This is a genomic window from Pseudomonas peli (assembly GCF_900099645.1).
Classification (GTDB): Bacteria; Pseudomonadota; Gammaproteobacteria; order Pseudomonadales; family Pseudomonadaceae; genus Aquipseudomonas; species Aquipseudomonas peli.
The window spans coordinates 1,289,741-1,306,996 of sequence record NZ_FMTL01000001.1 but is presented as its reverse complement, the minus strand read 5'-3'; the positions used below and the strand labels follow the sequence as shown (position 1 = coordinate 1,306,996).

Below are 17,256 nucleotides of genomic sequence, written 5' to 3'. Positions count from 1 at the left end.
TGCTGTTTCGCTCATTGCTGAGGTTCCTGAAATTCTTCCTGAAGATAGCTGGCCACCTGAGGTGGCCGGAATACGTTAAGCCGCGCCAGGGCCTCGATGCCGGGACCGCGCAGCTGGCATTCGAACACGCCCATGCCGTTGTCATCCTGCAGCGAGCGGCTGGCATGGATATGCAGCTCGGCTCCAGCCGGGAAACGTTCGACATTGCACTCGTACTTGCGCGTGCCAAGCAGAAAGCCCAGCTCCACCGGCTCGCCGCGCAGGCGCGCCTGGCAGCCAGCGTAGGCGGCGACGCTCTGTGCCATCAGCTCGATGCCAACCCAGGCCGGCAGGCTGCCGTCCTCCAGGTTGAACAGGCCGCCGTTGCGGATGGTCAGCTGGGTTTCGATGTCCTCATCGCCAAAGCGCAGCACCTGATCGATCAGGATCATATCCGCGGCGTGGGGAATCAGTTCGGCGATTGGCCATTGGCTCATGGATGTTCTCCTGACGTTTCGCCGTGCTCTTGAACCTGCTCTTCACTGGGCTCTTCACCCAAGAGCAGGCTGATATTGTTGCCGCCAAAGGCGAAGGAGTTGCTCATCAGTCGGCGTGGGCGGGTGTTGCTCAGGCGGGTTCCGGGCTGAACCAGATTCAGTGCCGGCAAGGCCGGGTCAGCTTGGCCATCCCACAGGTGCGGGGGGAGTAGCTGATCCGGGTTGTATTCGCTCAGGGTCAGCCAGCAGAAAGCCGCTTCCAGTGCCCCAGCCGCGCCAAGGGTGTGGCCGACCATGGACTTGCTCGATGAACAGGGCACACCATGGGGGAAGATAGCCTGCACCGCCTGGCTTTCCATGGCGTCATTGTGTGTGGTGGCGGTGCCATGCAGGTTCAGGTAATCGACCTGATCAGCGCGGATCCCGGCTGCCGCCAGTGCTTTGCGCATGGCCGCCTGGGCACCAAGGCCATCGGGCTGCGGTGCGGAAATATGGTGAGCATCTGAGCCGGCGCCGCCGCCAAGCAGGGTGATTGGTACAGCACTCTGGGCTGCGCCGCTTAGCGGCTCTCTGGTTATTAAGAACAGCGCCGCCGCTTCGCCGATATTAATGCCATGGCGATTGACGGAAAACGGATTGCAGCGCTCTGCCGAGACGGCTTCCAGGGCGGTAAAACCATTCAGGGTCAGGCGACACAAGCTGTCCACGCCGCCGCAGATCACCGCATCGCACACCCCGAGGTTCAGCAGACGCTGAGCGCTCAGCAGCGCCCGCGCGCCCGAGGTGCAGGCGGTGGAAATGCTAAAGCACGGCCCGCTCAGGCCCAGCCAGTCACTGAGAAAATTCGCCGGTTCAGCCAGCTCCTGCTGCGCGTAGTGATAATGCGCCGGCAACTCGCCCTCGTTGAGATAGGTGGCGATGCTCTGGCTGGCTTCCTCAATGCCCGAGGTGCTGGTGCCGAGTACCACGGCGATACGCTCGGCGCCGAAACGGCTGATAGCGGCGCGCAGTTCTGGCTCGATTTCCAGCGCGGCAGCCAGCAGCAGCTGGTTATTGCGGCTCGGCGGATGGTCCGGCAGATCGGGTAACTCCGGCAGGCTGCCAGGCACAGCACCGACGGTCAGCGCGCGCTCGGCCACCCAACCGGTTTGCGCCTGCATACCGCTGCTATCGCCGGCAAACAGCGCGGTTGCCACCGCCTGCTTGCCTTGGCCGAGGGCGCAGTTAAGGCCCAGTGCGTTGAGGTAGACCGGCATCAGGGAATCTCTTCGTCGGCGAGGGCATAGACCCGGTAACTCAGTACCTGGCCCTGGCTCAGGGTGAAATCCAGCGGCGCGTGGTAGTCGATCAGCCAGTGCGGATTAAGCCGGCGCTGACCGTCGGCCAGTTGCTGCCAGGTGTTTGGCGCATAGCTGGCGGGCAGTTTGTCGGTCGGGGTGAGGGCGAACAACAGGGCGGCGAACAGCTCCTGGGCTTCGCTATTGGGCGGCAGCAGGCCATCGGCGCCCCACTGGCCATTCTCCAGCAACTGCCGCGCCAGGGGCACGCCGAGTGGATCGAACAGCGACCAGCGCAATGCCGATTGTTCGGCCTGCACCACCAGCCACCAGGTCTGCTGATCCGCGCCTTGCTGGCGTTCGACGCGCAGCGCGGCGGGCAGTGGCGCACCAAAGGTCGGCGCGCTTAGCGGCAGCGGCGTGTGAGCGGCGCAGGCGCTAAGTAGCAGGCCCAGGCCGAGCAGGACGAGGCGCCTCATGCCGGAGTTGCCTCCAGCGGCTTGCGCGCCACCACATTGACCAGGGTTTCATTGCGTTGGCCCGCCGGCTTGGGTTTCATCAGCCCCCAGCGCTCCAGCAGGCCGAAGTCCTTGGAACGGCTCCACCATAGATAGGGGTAGGAGATGTTGTCGGCGACAAATTCGAAGCCCTGGTCGCGCAACATAGCCAGATAGCCTTCGGCGCTTTTCTGCACATGCATTGGGTGGCGGAACAGCCAGCGGATCACCCAGGTGTCGATGTAGTACTGGGTCGACTCGGCGAACAGCAAGCGCCCGCCCGGCTTGAGCACGCGCCAGAACTCGGCCAGGGCCTGTTCCTGCTCGACCAGGTGATGGAAGGTCTGGTGACAGAACAGCAGGTCGACGCTGGCATCCGGCAGGTCGATGGCGGCACAGTCGCTGGCGATCAGCTGCACATCCAGGCCCAGGCGCTCCGCCTCGGCACGCGAGCAGTCGAGGCTGTGCGGGTCGGCATCCAGACCGATTATCCGCGCAGGCGCAAACGCCTCGGCGAGCAGGCCGAAGGACTTGCCCTGGCCGCAGCCGGCATCCAGCAGCACCGGTGCTTCTGGCTGCGGGCCGGCGAACAGGCCGCGCAGGTCATTGATTGCCACGCGCAGCACATGGTGCTGCCAGACGTGGCTCTGCAAGAACCAGAAGCCGAAGCGGGTTTCCTCGACGTAGGTGGCGGCCGGGTTGTTCATAAACATCCTTATTTATTGGCTAGCGCAGACTTCGGCGAGTACGCGCAGGCGGCGCCTGGGCTCCGCCACATAGGGGTTCTTCGCGTCCCAGGCATAGCCCGCGAGGATCGAGCTGATCATCCGGCGGATTTCCGGCTGGGCCTTCTCGTAATAGATCACGTCTTGGAAGCTGCCGTCATACCAGCCCTCGACATACACGCGGAAGGTGTCGACGCCGCGCTTGAGTGGGATGGCAAAGTCCTGCTCCCAGTCTACCGTCTCGCCACTGAGTTGGCGGTGCAGCAGGCCAGCGGCCATGCTCGCAGAACGCATGGCGATGGTCACCCCGGAGCTGAACACCGGGTCGAGGAACTCCGCCGCATTGCCGAGCAGAGCAAAGCCTGGGCCGTGCAGGGCTTTGACGTTGGCTGAGTAGCCGCCAATGGTGCGCGCCGGGGTGTCCCACACGGCGTTTTTCAGCACCTTGTGCAGGCTGGGCGTCTCTTCGATAAATTGCTTCAAGCAGGCGTCGAGATCTTCCGGACGACCTTGATAGCGGGTGGCATCGGCCACTACACCGACTGAGCAGCGGCCGTTGCTGAACGGGATGGTCCAGAACCACACATCGCGCAGGGTCGGGTGGGTGGTGATGAGGATCTTCTCGCGGTCGAAACCGGTGCCATCGCTGCGGTCTTCGACGTGGGTAAACACAGCCTGGCGTACGGGGAAGTTCGACGGCGTGTCGAGGTCGAGCAGGCGCGGCAGCACGCGGCCGTAGCCGCTGCCATCGAGGACGAAGGCGCACTCGACCTGGTATTCATGGCCATCGGCCAATCGGCGCACACTCAAGCGTGGGCGGTCGGCGCTGAAATCAACGGCGAAGATTTCTTCTTCATAACGAATTTCCACACCCTGCAGCTCGGCCTGATCGGCCAGTAGCTTGTCGAAATCGGCACGCAGCACCTGATAGGTCGAACCCTGCCCCGGAGTAAAGGTGTCGCGGAAATCGAATTCGGTATAGCGCTCGCCCCAGCCAAAGGCCGCGCCATGCTTGGTCTGGAAGCCCGCCGCACGCACCGCGTCGAGCATCCCGGCTTCTTCAACAAAATCCAGGCAGTGCGACAGTAGGCTCTCGCCAATTGAGAAGCGCGGGAAGCGCTGGCGCTCCAGCACCAGCACGTCATGGCCATTGCGCTTGAGCAGCGCACCGGCAATCGCCCCGGACGGGCCGGCACCTATCACTACGACTTGGCGTTGTTCGACTTCAAGAGACTTCATAGCGGCTTCTGGCCTCATGCGTGGCGGCGTGTGGGTAAGCACCGGCCAGGGCCGGTAACAGGGTCGAGATCAGGCCCATCAGCATCAGGGCGAAATACAGTGCTGGGCTGATTATCTGCTGTTGCAGCAGCAGATTGAGAAAGATGATTTCAGTCAGGCCACGGGTATTCAACAGCAGGCTTTCGCGCCACTGCCCCGCATAGGCGCGCAGCTGTCCGGCGGCCCAGCTCAGGCCGAGCCAGTTACCGGCCAGTTTGCTGATGATCGGCAGTAACAACAGCGCCGCAAACTGCCAGGCAGAATACCCCAGCCAGGCGTCGTGCCAGTCGATCTGCAGCAGGCCAAAGGCCAAAATCAGCGGCACCGCCAGCCAGGTTTGCAGCCAGCGCAGCAGCCCGGCGGGTAGCGGCAGGCGCAAAGGCAAGCGCAGGGCGGTGAGCAGCAACAGGTAGGCGATGCCGAACACCAGGGCATTCAGGTGCAGCTGCTGCATCACCAGCAGCAGGGCGAGAAAGCAGCTGCCATTGAGCCGCGCCGAGCGCAGCGGCAGCAGCTTTAACAGCAGCGGCAGGCCGGCGGCCAGCAGGGGCCAGAGCAGGGTGGCCGGGTCGCTGCTGCCCTGGGCCAGGCCGAAGATCAGCCAGCACAGCAAATCCATGATGATTGCCGCCTGCAGCAGCTGGCGGATCTTGGCCACCGGGTAGCCGAGATGCTGCAGGTAGAGAAACAGCACCGGAATGGCGGTCAGGGCAAACAACAGGCCCACAGCAATATCGGCCAGGCCGCTTTGCTCTGGCAGCAGCCAGAAGGCGCAGGCCAGGCCGCAGAAGAACGGCACAAAGAAACTCGGCAAGGCGATCTGCAGGCTGCCCGGCTCCAGTTGCAGATCAACCACATCACTCAGGATATGCCCCAGCAACAGGCAGAAGGCCACGCCATATAAGGGCTCCAGCCACACTGGCGCGAGCAGCTCGCGGGCGCCGAAGCCCAGCGGCGTAGTCCACAGCATCAGCAGCGGCAGGCCCAGGGTGGCCAGCAGCAACTGGCTGACAATCGGAATCAGGCGCAGGCGTTTGCCCAGCCAGGTCACCAAGGCAAATAGCGCGAGCAATGCCAGCCAGGCCAGGGCGATGCTCATAGCGTCTGCGCCTGGTTAGCTGTGCTTTGCCGGGTGCCGGCCCAGGGTGCCAGCAGAAAGCAGAACAGCAGGCCAAGGCTGATTGCCAGGCCGAAGTTGGCAATCGCCGGGGTGTCGCTGATCAGCAGCAGGCCGAACGACAGCCAGCTGGTCAGCGCCGAGAGCAGGGTGCCGAGCAGGCTGACCGCCGGCCCGCCGATGTTCTCGCGCATCAGAATGGCGTAATCGACGCCGATGGCGGTGATCAACAGCAGGCCGAACAGGCTGAACAGCGTCAGTGGCTGGCCCAGCCACCCCAGGCAGGCCAGCGCCGCCAGAGCAGCCAGCAGTGGTAGACAGACCACCCGCAGAGCGCCGCCGAGGCCGAACGGCAGGCACAGCAATAACAGGATGGCGATCGAGGACAGCAGTTTCAGTTCGGCGGCGCTAAGTTGGGTGGCGCTAAACAGCGCATTGAGTTCGCTGATTCGATCCACCAGCTGCACCCCGGGCAGGCCCTCGATAAGCGGTTTGAGTTCGCTGCTGTTACTAAGCCCTTGCAGGCTGACCAGCCCGGCTACGCCGTCTGCATGAGCGCCCAGCCATAGCGGTCGCCAGGCCTCACCTAGGGGGCTGGCCAGGGCTTGTTCAAGGCTGGCTTGGTTGTTCTGTTGCAGTTCCAGCAGTTCGTCTTGCAGCGCGGCCGGCGGGATGCCTAGGTCGAGTAGCGGCTGCCAGTGCGGCGGTAGTTCGCTCAGCGCCGAGCGCAACTCCTGCAGCTGGTTGTCGGGAGCGACCAGTTGGCTCAGGGCGCGGTAGTCACGCAGCTGGCCGTTTTGCACTGCCTGATCCAGACGCTGACTCAAGGCGGCCTGGCGTTCCAGCAATTGCTGCGGGTTAGCGGCGCGTACCAGAAAGAACTGGCTGGTGGGCTGCTGGCCGGTCAGCTCGGCGATACGCTGGGCCTCGGCCAACAATTCCGGTTCCTGGCCTAGCCATTGGCGCAGGTCATTCTGTGTATGCAGCTGCCACAGGCCGCCGGCGCAAAACAGCAGCAACAGCACCAGCAGCGGCGCGCTGCCGATCTTGGCCAGCAGGCGTGCCCGACCGGCCAGCAGGCGTTGGCTAAAGCTCAGCAGTTGCGGCGATGGGCTTAGCCGCAGGCCACGCAGCCAGGCCGGCAGCAGGCATACCGAGCACAGATAAGCGGCGATCAGCCCGGCGGCGGAGAACAGCGCGACCTGGGTTAGCGCCGGAAATGGGGTAAAGGCCAGCGCCAGATAGCCGATCAGGTTGGTGCCCAGGCTCAGGCTCAGGCCCGGCAGGGTGGCGCGCAGGGCGCCCCAGCTGCTCCAGCCTTCGCTGCCCTCGGCGTTGCTCCAGCTCTTGCTTAAGTAGTGTTGCGGATAGTCGGCGGCGACCCCGACCAGGCTGGCACCGAGTACCAGGGTCAGGGCATTGATCTGGCCAAACACCAGCACGCAGGCGGTGCAGCCGGCCAACAGCGCCATACCAATCGGCAACAGGCTGACCAGTACGCGCACACGGCGGAAGGCCAGAAGCAGCAAAAGCAGGGTACCGAGCGTGGCGCCGCCGCCAATCAGGCTGATTTCGCGGGTGGCCTTGGCTTGCCCGGCGGCCGCGTACAACACGCCACCGGCCGCCAGCAGTTGGCCGCCAGCGGTTTCGATCTGGGTGCGGGTAGCGGCGACCTGGGCGGCTATCAGCGGCGGCTCCTGCATATCGAAGGCGCTGCCTTTGGCGCTGGCACGCAGCAGGGCCCAGGTCATCCCCGGCTCTTCCAGCAGCAGTGCGCCGCTGCTCAGGTCGGCCTGGATACGGCTACCCGGATTGAGCGCCTGTTGCGCGCGTAAGCCCAGGCCCAGCCAATCCTGCTCGATGGGCAGCAGGCTAAAACCGGCGAAGGTGTCGAATAGCTGGGCGGCGCGTTGTTCGATCAACTGCTGCGGTTGTTCCATCAACAGCTGGCGATCCGCCGTCGGCAGCAGGGCCAGGCGGTTGCTATGCAGGTAGTCGCGCAGCGCTGCGAGGTCGCTGTCGACGTTCCATTGCACCTGGGCGAAGCGCCCGCTGTCGCGCCACTGCTCGCCCACCTGCTGCGCCAGGGCAATCGCCTGGTCGCGCTGCGGGTGGCCAATCAATAGCAACAGATCGCGGTTGAGCGGCTCCTGCATACGTTGCTCCGCCTGCTGCACCAGGGCGTCGCCACTGCCGGCCGGTAACAGCGCGAGCATATCCGCCGCTACCGGCGGGCCGTTGCGCCATTGCCACGCGGCGAGCGCCAGCAGGGCGGCGAGCAGCAGCAGAAAGCCGCGCGGCAGCCAGCGTTCACTGTGCAAAGTCGTGCCGCTCCTGTTCCGTCAAGGCATCGCCAGCCTGGCTGTCCGGCAAGCGCAGCACGCTGTGGTCGCCCTGGGTTTCATGCAGCTCGATACGCTGTACCAGTGCGCCGCCGTCGATCTGGATGCGGCTGAAAATTTGTTTGAGCAACACCGAGTTCGGCACCAGACGCAGTTGCCATGCCTCGGCCGTACCGCTCAACTGCAACTCGAAATCCCGGGCCAGGCCACTGTGGTCACCTTTGAGTACGGCAAGAAACAGCCGGCTCTGCTGGGCGGCGACATCCTGGTCGGGCTGCTGTTGCCAGCCGCTGGGCGTGCGTTTGGCGATGCCCTGGCTGTCGATGCGGTAATCCTGCTTAAGCGGGCTTTGCAGCTGCCAGAGCAGGCCGAGGTCACGGCTCAACACAAACTGACCGCGACTGGTCAGTGGCTGCGGCAGGGCGCGCAGGTGCTTTTCCTGAATCAGCGGGCCGCGTACCACGTCAGGTTTGGCCAGCTGGGCGCTGAGCTGGTCGAGGTCGAAGGCCAGCGCATTCTGGCTCAGCAGCCAGAAGCCGAGGCCTGCTAGCAGGCGTTTCACGCCAGCACCTTTGCAACGGCTTCGATCAGCACCTTGGGCGAAGCGAACTGCATCTCGCGGGTGGCGATTTCCACCGCCACCTGCACGCTGCTGCCACGGGTCATGCGCTCGCCGGTTGCGGCATCGGTGATCAGGTAGTTGATCTTCAGGCGGTTTTCCCACTCCACCAGATCGGCACGCACGATGATCTTCTGGCCGAACTGCGCGCCACGGATATAGCGCAGCTGCAGGTCGATCACCGGCCAAGCGTAGCCGGCGGCGCGCATCTGTATGTAGTTGTGGCCGAGCTTGTCGAGCAGGGCGCAGCGCGCTTCTTCGAAGTATTTGACGTAGTGGCCGTGCCAGACCACTTCCATCATGTCGACGTCGAAGAACGGCACCTGCAGTTCGATTTCCGCCTGCAATACGCCTTTGCTACGCATAGAGCCTCCAATGCTGTGCGCGGATGCGCACCAGGCACAGGCGCAGCTCGGCTTCCAGGGCGCGGTCTTCGATCACCGGATGGAAATCCACGGCCAGCTGCTCGCGCATGGCGGCGATCGGCGCGGGGATGTCGTTCTTGCCGTCGCGCTGGCGCAGCCACACGCCTTGGTTGGCGGCCAGCAAGGTGGCGGCGGCGACCTGCTCGGTCAGCTCCAGGCTGCGCAGGGCGTCGCGGGCGGCGATGGTGCCCATGCTCACCTTGTCCTGGTTGTGGCATTCGGTGGAGCGCGAGAACACGCTGGCCGGCATGGTGTTTTTCAGGGCTTCGGCGGTCCAGGCGCTGGTGCCGATCTGCACGGCCTTGAAGCCGTGGTTGATCATTGCGCTGACGCTTGGTGCGCCGGACAGGTTGCTCGGCAGGCCGTGGTTGTAGCGAGTGTCGACCAGCAGCGCGAGCTGCCGATCAAGCAGGTCGGCGACGTTGCCCACCAGGTTTTTCAGGCTGTCCATGGCGAAAGCGATATGCCCACCGTAGAAGTGCCCGCCGTGCAGAACGCGCTCTGCTTCGGCGTCGATCAGCGGGTTGTCGTTGGCGCTGTTCAGTTCGATCTCGATGAACTGGCGCAGCAGGCCCAGGCTGTCGGCCAGCACACCCAGTACGTGCGGCGCACAGCGCAGCGAGTAGCGATCCTGCAAGCGGTGCAGTGGCGCGGTCGGGGCGTCGATGGCCAGATCCTGGCGCAGCCAGGCGGCGACTTGCATCTGCCCCGGGTGTGGCTTGGCGGCGAACAGGCGCTCGTCGAAGTGTTCCGGATTGCCTTCCAGCGCCACCACGTTAAGCGCGGTGATGCGGGTGGCCAGCTTGAGCAGGTAATCGGCACGGGAGAACGCCTGGCAGGCCAGGGCGGTCATCACGGCGGTGCCGTTCATCAGCGCCAGGGCTTCTTTTGGGCGCAGGGTCAGCGGCGTCCAGCCGAGTTTCTTATGCACATCGGCGGCGCTGCGGCGTTCGCCTTTGAACATCACTTCGCGTTCACCGCTGAGGGTGGCGGCGACGTATGACAGCGGTGTGAGGTCGCCGCTGGCGCCCACTGAGCCTTCTTCAGGAATCAGCGGCAGCACATCAAATTCGAGAAACGCCTGCAGGCGTTCGAGCAGCTCCACGCGCACGCCGGAAACGCCCTGGCACAGCGACTGCAAACGCGCGGCCAGTACGGCACGGGTGGCAGGCTCATCGAGCAGCTTGCCCAGGCCACAGCCGTGGAAGGTGTAGAGGTGACGTGGCAACGCTTCGACTTGGTGCAGCGGCACGGCCACTACGCAGGAGTCGCCGTAGCCGGTGGTGACGCCGTAAATCACGCCTTCCTTGTCCAGCAGGCTGTCGAGGAAACGCGCGCCCTTGGCGATTTTGTCGCGGTAGGCGGCATCGCTTTGCAGCTGCGCCGGTGCGCTGCGGCTGGCCAGGGCGACAACCTGTTCGATGCTCAGGGGGCGCTCGCCAAACACGATGGGATCAGGCTGATGTGTCGTCATCTTCATTCCAGAACGGGTAGAAATTGAACCATTGCAGGGGCGCATCCAGACAGCGTTGCGCGAGCTGGTCGGCGTAGCGCTGGGTCCAGTGGCGGATCACCGCGTCCCGCTCGCTGCGCTTCCAGTGCAGACGCTCAGCGAAGGGCTCAATGATCACCTGGTAACGGCTATCGATTTTCAGGCAGTGAATCAGATTGACTGGGCATTGCAGCAGCCCGGCCAGCAGCCACGGGCCTTGTGGGAACGCGGCGGGCTTGCCGAGGAAGTTCACGTTAACCGTACGGCTCCCGGTGAGCGGTACGCGGTCACCGGCAATTGCCAGCCATTCGCCGCGCTCCAGGCGCTCGGACAATTGCAGCATGATCGCCGCATCCAGCTCGCTGACCTGAATCAGCCGCAAGTGCGTGGCTCCGGCCTCACCTAGCAGGCGGTTGAACTGTTCGGCATGTTTGGTGTGCACCAACACGTTCATCGTCACCTGCTCGCCGAGTTCGGCCAGGGCGCGGCAGACTTCGAGGTTGCCCAGGTGTGCGGCCACCAGCATTTGTCCACGGCCTTCCTGGCGCAGCTGGGTGCAGGCGTTGCTTGGGTCGATCAGGGTCACCTGCTCCAGGCCGAGCTTGCCGTTCCACACGTCGAGCTTGTCCAGCAGTGTGTCGGTGAAACTCATAAAGTGGCGCAGCACCGACAGGCGGCTGGGCTGCAGTTCGCGGCGTCCGCTCCAGGTGGCCAGGTTGCGCTGGTATTGATAAATGCTGCGTCGCGCTTCGGCGCCGAACAGGTAGAAATACAGCACGATCAGGTACAGCAGTGGGCTAATCAGCCGGCGGCCGAGCAGGCGCGCCAGCCAAGCGGTGAATTTCATCAGGATAAAGCTGCCGCGCTCACGTTGCCCGGCCCAGTGTGGCTGGCTCATCCGCGCCACCTGTGCCAGAGGATCTGCGGGGCGCGCAGCAACATGCCGAAGAACAGCTTGGCGTGCATCTTCGAGATCAGCGCGTTGTCGTGCCACAGGCGAAAGTGCGAAAGGCCGTCCAGCGGGTAATGCACCTGGGTCGGCAACCACTGCATCGGCTGATTGCGCCAGGCCAGGCGTACCAGTACTTCGGTGTCAAAGTCCATGCGCTTGCCCAGGGTTACCGAATCAATCAGGGCCAAGGTGGCCGGCAGCGGGTACACGCGAAAGCCGCACATGGAGTCGCGGATGCTTAGCGACAGGGTGTTGATCCACACCCAGATGTGGGTCAGGTAGCGCGCGTAGAGGCGGCCTTTTGGCACGCTCTCGTCGTACTGCGGGTAACCGCAGATCAGCGCCGCAGGAGCGGCTTGCGAGGCATCGATGAAGCGCGGCAGATCACTGAGGTCATGCTGGCCGTCAGCATCCACCTGCAGTGCATGACTGAAATCCAGTCGCGCCGCTTCACGCAGGCCGGCCATTACCGCGCCGCCCTTGCCCTGATTCACCGCCAGCCGCACCAGGTGGGTGTCAGGCTGAACGGCCAGCTGATCTATCACCGCCGCGCAGGCTGGGCTGGAGGCATCGTCCACCAGCACGCAGGGCAGGCCGGCCGCGTGCAGCGCGGCGACCACCACGGGCAGCGCGTGTTCGTGGTTATACACAGGGATCACCGCGCAGGGCTTATAGAAAGCTACCTGCGTTGCCATCGCTGCGTTAAGAGCAGGCTCAGAATGCTCATTTAGCGCTTGTAAACTCCGCTTCTTCGCCTGCTCTTGCCTTGCGCTGGCTGCCTCGCCAACGCTTTCCAGGGGTTCTTTAGACACTGGCGGCCTCCAGCAGAATTCGCCCTGAGGAGCAGGCGGCCTCGCCGTTGCGGAAGGCGAAGTACAGCTTGCCGCGCGCGGCGTCGAAACGCAGGGCCAGCTGCAGCTGATCGCCGGGGCGCACCAGTTGCTGAAATTTCAGCACTTCCATGCCGCTGAAGCGTGGTGGCAGGTCCTTGATCAACTGACGCGCCAGTTGCTGCGCCCAATCGACTTGCACCACGCCTGGCAGTACTGGCGTTTTCGGGAAGTGACCGCTGAAGTGCGCCAGGTCCAGTGGCACCACCAGCTCCAATTGCCATTCACCGTCCTGCTCCACGGCCGACAGTGGTTCCACCTGGGTTGGCCGTGGCTCGGCCAGCATCGCTTCGACGGTGGCCTGGGCCAGCTTGCCCTGGCTGTTATAGGGCAGCTGCGCGAGCAGGCGCCAACGGCGGGGCAGGGCGATGGCTTCGCAATGACCGGCCAGGTGGCGACGCAGGGTTTCGGTGACGGTCTTGCGCCCTTCATTGCGCAGCACATGCAGGCCGGCTGGGCTCAAGGCTACCAGGGCGCCGAGGTAGGCACGGCCTTCCAGCAATACGCCGAGGCGCGCATCGCTGAGCCATTCGTGGCTGCTCAGTGCCTGTTCGAGCATGGGCAGGGAGATACGCTTTTCTTCCAGTTTGATAATCCGATCTAGGCGGCCGCGCAGGGCAAAGCGGCCATCGGCCTGCAGCTCCACCGCATCGGCGGTCTGTTCGCGATGGTCGACGGGCAGGTAGGGGGAGGTCAGGTGCAGCGCACCTTCGGCGTTCTGGCCCAGTTCGACGCCGGCGAATGGCGTCCACAGCTCGCCACCCTTACGCCAGGCGATGCCGCCGGTTTCCGAGCTGCCGTAGATTTCCGTAGGCCATTGGCCAAGCAGGTGCTGCAGTTCGGCAGCGGTTTCCGCTGGTAGCGCGCCACCGGAGGAGAACACCTGGCGCACTGCACTCAGGGCATTCCAGTCGAGGTTGTCGCCCATTCTCTTCAACAGAGCCGGGCTGGCGACCCAGGCAAAATCAGTACCGCTGGCCAGGCTTTCGCGTTGCAAATCCTCGGGAAAAGGCTGGGCGCGGCGCAGAAACACGCGGCCGGCGCACAGTGGCCAGAGCACGCGAAACAGCAGGCCGTAGATATGCTGGGTGGCGACGCTGCCAAGAATGGTCGCGTTGCCCAGTTGCTCGCCCCATAGTAGCTCCAGGGCGGTCACTTCATTGGCCAGCTGGCGCAAGGATTTGTCGATCAGCTTGGCTTCGCCGCTGGAGCCGGAGGTGCACAGGGTCAGCTGGCACTGGTCGAGATCGAGCGGGGCCGGCGGCAGCGCAGCGCTGTCGGCGTTAAGAAGGCCATCAAGATTATCCAACCACAGGTCGCACTGTGTACTCATACGTTGGCGGGTGTGCGGCTGCGCATCGGCTGGCAACAGCACAGCAATCCCGGCGCGCCAGGCGGCCAGCAGGGCGATGGCCAGTTCACCGGCATCGTCGAGGTACAGCGCCAGGCGTTTTACGCCACGGCCTTGCAGCTCAGCCGCCAATTGCAGGGCGTGCTGGCGCAGCTGGGGGTGATCCAAGTCCGCGCTTGCTGCGCGACCGGGGTGGGCGTCGAGCAGCAGGTGCTCGAGGGACAGCCAGTTCATTCATGTCTCCTAACACGCTGGCGCACCAGCCACTCACCCGCAAACAGCAGGCCCATCAGGCCGTAGGCAATCAGCCCGGTATACAGCGTCCACCAGCTCAGCGGTGCCCAGATATTCAGCGCCACCACCACCAGACCGTTGGCCAGGAAGAACCCGGCCCAGACCTGGGTAACAGTCCGCGTATAGCGCACGGCAACTTCCGGCAACTGCGGCTCGGTCAGGCGCGCCAGGCGCTCGATCAGCGGCGGGCCGAACTTCAGGCTAAGGCCGAACAGCGCCAACAACAGGCCGTTGAGCAGCACCGGATACCAGCGCAGCAGTGCCGGCTCGTCGGCCAGGCCGAGCAGCAGGCAGAAGCTCAGGGCCATGGCGGTCATCCAGCGGTTGCCGGGCTTGCCCCATTGCGTCAGCGCGCGGGCCAGCCACAGGCCTCCAAGCAGCAGGGCGAACAGGCGTGGCGACAGGTGCTCCATGCCGTAGTACACAGCAAAGGGGTAGAGCAGTCCGGCCAGCAGCAGGAGCAGGCCAAATAGACGACTCATTATTCGCTGGCTGGAGCGTTAACCAGCTGCAGCACCGCCTCGACCACGTCACCCACCGTGCGCACTGCCTTGAACTCTTCGGCCGCAAGCTTCTTGCCGGTCTGGCGCTTGATGTGGTCGATCAGGTCCACGGCATCGATGCTATCGATCTCCAGGTCCTGATAGAGGTTGGCTTGCGGCGTAATACGTTCGGCGTCCAACTCGAACAGCTCGACCAGCGCGTCACGCAGGGTGTCGAAAATCTCTTCACGGGTTTGCATCGGCGGCTCCCTCAGGCGGTCTGTTGCGATGACACGAATGCCGCCAGGCTGGCTACGTTGGCAAAGTGCTTGCGGGTGTCTTTGGCTTCAGCGTCGATCTTGATGCCAAAGCGCTTCTGGATCGCCAGGCCGAGCTCCAGGGCGTCGACCGAGTCCAGGCCGAGGCCTTCACCGAACAGCGTCAGGTCGGCGGCAATGTCTTCGGCCGCCATGTCTTCAAGGCCCAGGGCATCGATAATCAGGTTCTTAATTTCCAGCTGTAAATCGCTCATCTTTGGCGAGCTCCTTCATAAAGTGTTGGTGCAGAAAATCGTTGAGTTTGCGCGAGGCTATCGGCGGCGCCCCCATGGCATTGAACTGCTGTGGGTCAATATCCTCGCCTACGCGTAGGCGAATGTGAAAACGGCGCGACGGAATGCTGTACCAGGGCTCGGCTTTGGTCAGGGTGGTGGGGCTGACGCTAATCACCACTGGGGTGACGATGCGTGCGCCGCGAATCGCGATGGCCGCTGCACCACGGTGAAACTCCGGGGCCTGCCCCGGCGTGGTGCGCGTGCCTTCGGGGAATATCACCAGGGTCTGGCCGCTTTGCAGGGCGCCGGCTGCTTCGTCGAGCATGTCCATGCTGCCGCTGTTGCTGATGAAGTGGGCCGCGCGCAAGGGGCCGCGCATGCTCGGGTTGTCCCACAGGGTTTGCTTGACCACGCAGTTGGCATCACGAATAAAGGCGATCAGCACCACCACATCGATCAGCGAGGGGTGGTTGGCGATGACCATCTGCCCTGGTTGACCGAGGCGTTCGATGCCTTCGACTTCGTAGGTCAGTACGCCGCTGCGGTACATAAAACGCACGAACAGGTAGAAGGTTTTGCTCACCACCGCGCGGGCGCGGGTGCGCCGGCTCAGGGCATCGCCTGGCAGCAGGGCCAGCAGCGGGAAGATCAGCACGCGCAGCAGCACACCGCCGATGCCGAACAGGCTGAAACTCAGGGCCGTGGCCACCAGCCGCCAGACATAAGGCGGGCTGTAGCGGCTCAGGCCTTGTTGCGTGACCAGGTCCATTGTCGGCTCTTCCAGTGGTGCTGCAGGGTCGGCTGGTCGCTGCACAGGGCGCGGACCAGGTTGAGAGCGTGGGGCCATTCGCTGCCGGCGCCATCGCCCCGGCTCAGGTGCAGCTGCCAGTCATCGCCCGGCGTCAGCAGTAGGCCAACGGCATAGGGGAACGGGACGTCGTCGATAAATGGCGCGTAAAGCTCGGGCGGAGTTTCTTCGGCAATCACCACTAGCACTGCTGGTGCGCCGTCGTGGAGCATGCCGCAGGCTTCCAATATGGCGTTTTCCAGGCCGTCGCCGGCGCCGGCAATGGCCGTCATTTCGCTGTGATCGCCGCGCTGGATCGACCATAGACCGATGATCGCGTTGTGCACCGAGAGGCTGAACTGGGTCGGCGACAGCGGCTGGTTGTGCGCCAGATCACTGAGAATGGTCAGGGTACGCGGGGTTTCGCCATGCCGGCTGGCGAACACCATCGGTAATTGCGGGTGCGTTTCGGCCAGCGGCCAGGCGACGTGGAAGGCCATCCGCGCCAGGCGGCTCAGGCGGCGGCGCTGCATGGCCGGCAGCGCGCTGACATCCGGTTGCTGGCCCGCATCCACCAGGCGCGACGGTGCCTGATGCCAGGCGCACCAGTCAGCCGTGCTGTCCAGGCCAGGAGCCCAGGCACGCCATTGTTCGATCCTGAAATGTGTCACGCGGTGGGCATCCATGTCGGCTGCCGCCAGCCGCAACCAGCGGAGGGCTTGGCAGCAGGTATGGCGAAGTGCTGGCATTATCCAGACCGTACGGGCCGTGCGCAAATCTATGGCCTGCTGTTCTGACCGGAGGCGGCGGGGTTTTGCCGAAAATCTCGCCCTTGTCACGTAGTTTGCATAGAATCCGGGACCATTTCGGGGTTTATGCGGGATTCAGGGGGTATTTCATGCGGCGCGTGATCTTCAATCAGAAGGGCGGTGTGGGGAAGTCCAGTATTGCCTGCAACCTGGCCGCGGTCAGTGCTTCCCAGGGCTATCGCACGCTGCTGATCGACCTGGACGCCCAGGCCAACTCCACCCATTACCTCACCGGCCTGACCGGTGAGGACATCCCCATGGGCATTGCCGAGTTCTTTAAAGGCACGCTGTCATCGGCACCGTTCGGCAAGAAGGGCAGCGTGGATATCTACGAGACGCCGTTCGACAACCTGCATGTGGTCACCGCCACCGCCGAGTTGGCCGACCTGCAGCCGAAGCTTGAGCAAAAACACAAGATCAACAAGCTGCGCAAACTGCTCGAAGACCTCAGTGAAGACTACGAGCGCATCTACCTCGATACCCCACCTGCGCTGAATTTCTACACCGTCTCCGCGTTGATCGCGGCTGACCGCGTGTTGATTCCGTTTGACTGCGACAGCTTCTCGCGCCAGGCGCTGTATGGCCTGCTGCGCGAAATCGAAGAACTCAAGGAAGACCACAACGAGGGCCTGGAAGTCGAAGGCATCGTGGTCAACCAGTTCCAGCCGCGCGCCAGCCTGCCGCAGCAGCTACTCGATGAGCTGATTGCCGAGGGTCTGCCGGTGCTGCCGGTCAACCTGATGAGTTCGGTGAAGATGCGCGAATCGCACCAGGCCTGCACGCCGCTGATCTACCTGGATCGCAATCACAAGTTGACTCAGCAGTTTGTCGAGCTGCATGACCTGCTTAACAGCGCTGATTGAGTTGAGTCTGGATAGCAAAAAAGCTGC

At 63.9% G+C, this 17,256-nt stretch carries 19 protein-coding genes; 1 reads left to right on the top strand and 18 read right to left on the bottom strand.

What is annotated here, in order from left to right; translation table 11 throughout:
- Positions 1-11: 11 nt before the first annotated feature.
- The 18 genes from BLO50_RS06290 to BLO50_RS06205 all read right to left on the bottom strand — a co-directional run bounded on the left by BLO50_RS06290 (position 12) and on the right by BLO50_RS06205 (position 16,228).
- Positions 12-476 (bottom strand): hotdog family protein, encoded by a 465-nt coding sequence (locus BLO50_RS06290; RefSeq protein WP_090249937.1) that lies wholly within the window; start codon positions 474-476, stop codon positions 12-14.
- Positions 473-1,732, bottom strand: coding sequence for a beta-ketoacyl-[acyl-carrier-protein] synthase family protein (locus tag BLO50_RS06285; protein WP_090249935.1), 1,260 nt, complete (start codon positions 1,730-1,732; stop codon positions 473-475). The genes BLO50_RS06290 and BLO50_RS06285 overlap by 4 nt, the downstream gene beginning before the upstream one ends.
- Positions 1,732-2,232, bottom strand: a complete 501-nt coding sequence (locus tag BLO50_RS06280) for a hypothetical protein (protein WP_090249932.1) — start codon at positions 2,230-2,232, stop codon at positions 1,732-1,734. The genes BLO50_RS06285 and BLO50_RS06280 overlap by 1 nt, the downstream gene beginning before the upstream one ends.
- Complete coding sequence (locus BLO50_RS06275; RefSeq protein WP_090249929.1) at positions 2,229-2,957, bottom strand: class I SAM-dependent methyltransferase; 729 nt, start codon at positions 2,955-2,957, stop codon at positions 2,229-2,231. The genes BLO50_RS06280 and BLO50_RS06275 overlap by 4 nt, the downstream gene beginning before the upstream one ends.
- Before the next feature lie 12 nt (positions 2,958-2,969).
- Positions 2,970-4,214, bottom strand: coding sequence for an NAD(P)/FAD-dependent oxidoreductase (locus BLO50_RS06270; protein WP_090249926.1), 1,245 nt, complete (start codon positions 4,212-4,214; stop codon positions 2,970-2,972).
- A complete protein-coding gene (locus tag BLO50_RS06265) occupies positions 4,201-5,352 on the bottom strand; it encodes a cation:proton antiporter (RefSeq protein WP_090249924.1) in 1,152 nt (383 codons plus the stop codon). The genes BLO50_RS06270 and BLO50_RS06265 overlap by 14 nt, the downstream gene beginning before the upstream one ends.
- Entirely contained in the window at positions 5,349-7,691 is a 2,343-nt protein-coding gene (locus BLO50_RS06260; RefSeq protein ID WP_090249921.1) for an MMPL family transporter, read from the bottom strand. Before BLO50_RS06260 ends, BLO50_RS06265 begins: the two co-directional genes overlap by 4 nt.
- Positions 7,681-8,274 carry an outer membrane lipoprotein carrier protein LolA gene (locus BLO50_RS06255; RefSeq protein WP_090249919.1) on the bottom strand — a complete coding sequence of 198 codons (594 nt, stop codon included), beginning with the start codon at positions 8,272-8,274 and terminating at the stop codon, positions 7,681-7,683. Before BLO50_RS06255 ends, BLO50_RS06260 begins: the two co-directional genes overlap by 11 nt.
- Complete coding sequence (locus BLO50_RS06250; protein WP_090249916.1) at positions 8,271-8,696, bottom strand: acyl-CoA thioesterase; 426 nt, start codon at positions 8,694-8,696, stop codon at positions 8,271-8,273. Before BLO50_RS06250 ends, BLO50_RS06255 begins: the two co-directional genes overlap by 4 nt.
- Entirely contained in the window at positions 8,689-10,230 is a 1,542-nt protein-coding gene (locus BLO50_RS06245) for an HAL/PAL/TAL family ammonia-lyase (protein WP_090249914.1), read from the bottom strand. Before BLO50_RS06245 ends, BLO50_RS06250 begins: the two co-directional genes overlap by 8 nt.
- The gene (locus BLO50_RS06240) at positions 10,211-11,146 is read right to left on the bottom strand and encodes an LpxL/LpxP family acyltransferase (RefSeq protein WP_090249912.1); all 936 of its coding nucleotides are present in this window, start codon (positions 11,144-11,146) and stop codon (positions 10,211-10,213) included. The genes BLO50_RS06245 and BLO50_RS06240 overlap by 20 nt, the downstream gene beginning before the upstream one ends.
- A complete protein-coding gene (locus BLO50_RS06235; RefSeq protein ID WP_090249908.1) occupies positions 11,143-11,895 on the bottom strand; it encodes a glycosyltransferase family 2 protein in 753 nt (250 codons plus the stop codon). Before BLO50_RS06235 ends, BLO50_RS06240 begins: the two co-directional genes overlap by 4 nt.
- 109 nt (positions 11,896-12,004) lie before the next feature.
- Positions 12,005-13,675 carry an acyl-CoA synthetase family protein gene (locus BLO50_RS06230; RefSeq protein WP_090249905.1) on the bottom strand — a complete coding sequence of 557 codons (1,671 nt, stop codon included), beginning with the start codon at positions 13,673-13,675 and terminating at the stop codon, positions 12,005-12,007.
- Positions 13,672-14,217, bottom strand: a complete 546-nt coding sequence (locus BLO50_RS06225; RefSeq protein WP_090249902.1) for a COG4648 family protein — start codon at positions 14,215-14,217, stop codon at positions 13,672-13,674. Before BLO50_RS06225 ends, BLO50_RS06230 begins: the two co-directional genes overlap by 4 nt.
- Complete coding sequence (locus BLO50_RS06220) at positions 14,217-14,477, bottom strand: acyl carrier protein (protein ID WP_090249899.1); 261 nt, start codon at positions 14,475-14,477, stop codon at positions 14,217-14,219. Before BLO50_RS06220 ends, BLO50_RS06225 begins: the two co-directional genes overlap by 1 nt.
- An 11-nt stretch (positions 14,478-14,488) precedes the next feature.
- Positions 14,489-14,749, bottom strand: coding sequence for a phosphopantetheine-binding protein (locus BLO50_RS06215; protein WP_090249897.1), 261 nt, complete (start codon positions 14,747-14,749; stop codon positions 14,489-14,491).
- On the bottom strand, positions 14,724-15,539 hold the full coding sequence (locus BLO50_RS06210) for a lysophospholipid acyltransferase family protein (protein WP_167354436.1): 816 nt from the start codon (positions 15,537-15,539) through the stop codon (positions 14,724-14,726). Before BLO50_RS06210 ends, BLO50_RS06215 begins: the two co-directional genes overlap by 26 nt.
- Positions 15,512-16,228: a beta-ketoacyl synthase chain length factor gene (locus BLO50_RS06205; RefSeq protein WP_090251301.1), complete on the bottom strand. Its 717-nt coding sequence runs from the start codon at positions 16,226-16,228 to the stop codon at positions 15,512-15,514. Before BLO50_RS06205 ends, BLO50_RS06210 begins: the two co-directional genes overlap by 28 nt.
- A gap of 227 nt (positions 16,229-16,455) precedes the next feature.
- Here BLO50_RS06205 and BLO50_RS06200 point away from each other — a divergent pair, with 227 nt between their 5' ends.
- Complete coding sequence (locus BLO50_RS06200; RefSeq protein ID WP_090249893.1) at positions 16,456-17,229, top strand: ParA family protein; 774 nt, start codon at positions 16,456-16,458, stop codon at positions 17,227-17,229.
- Positions 17,230-17,256: the final 27 nt, after the last annotated feature.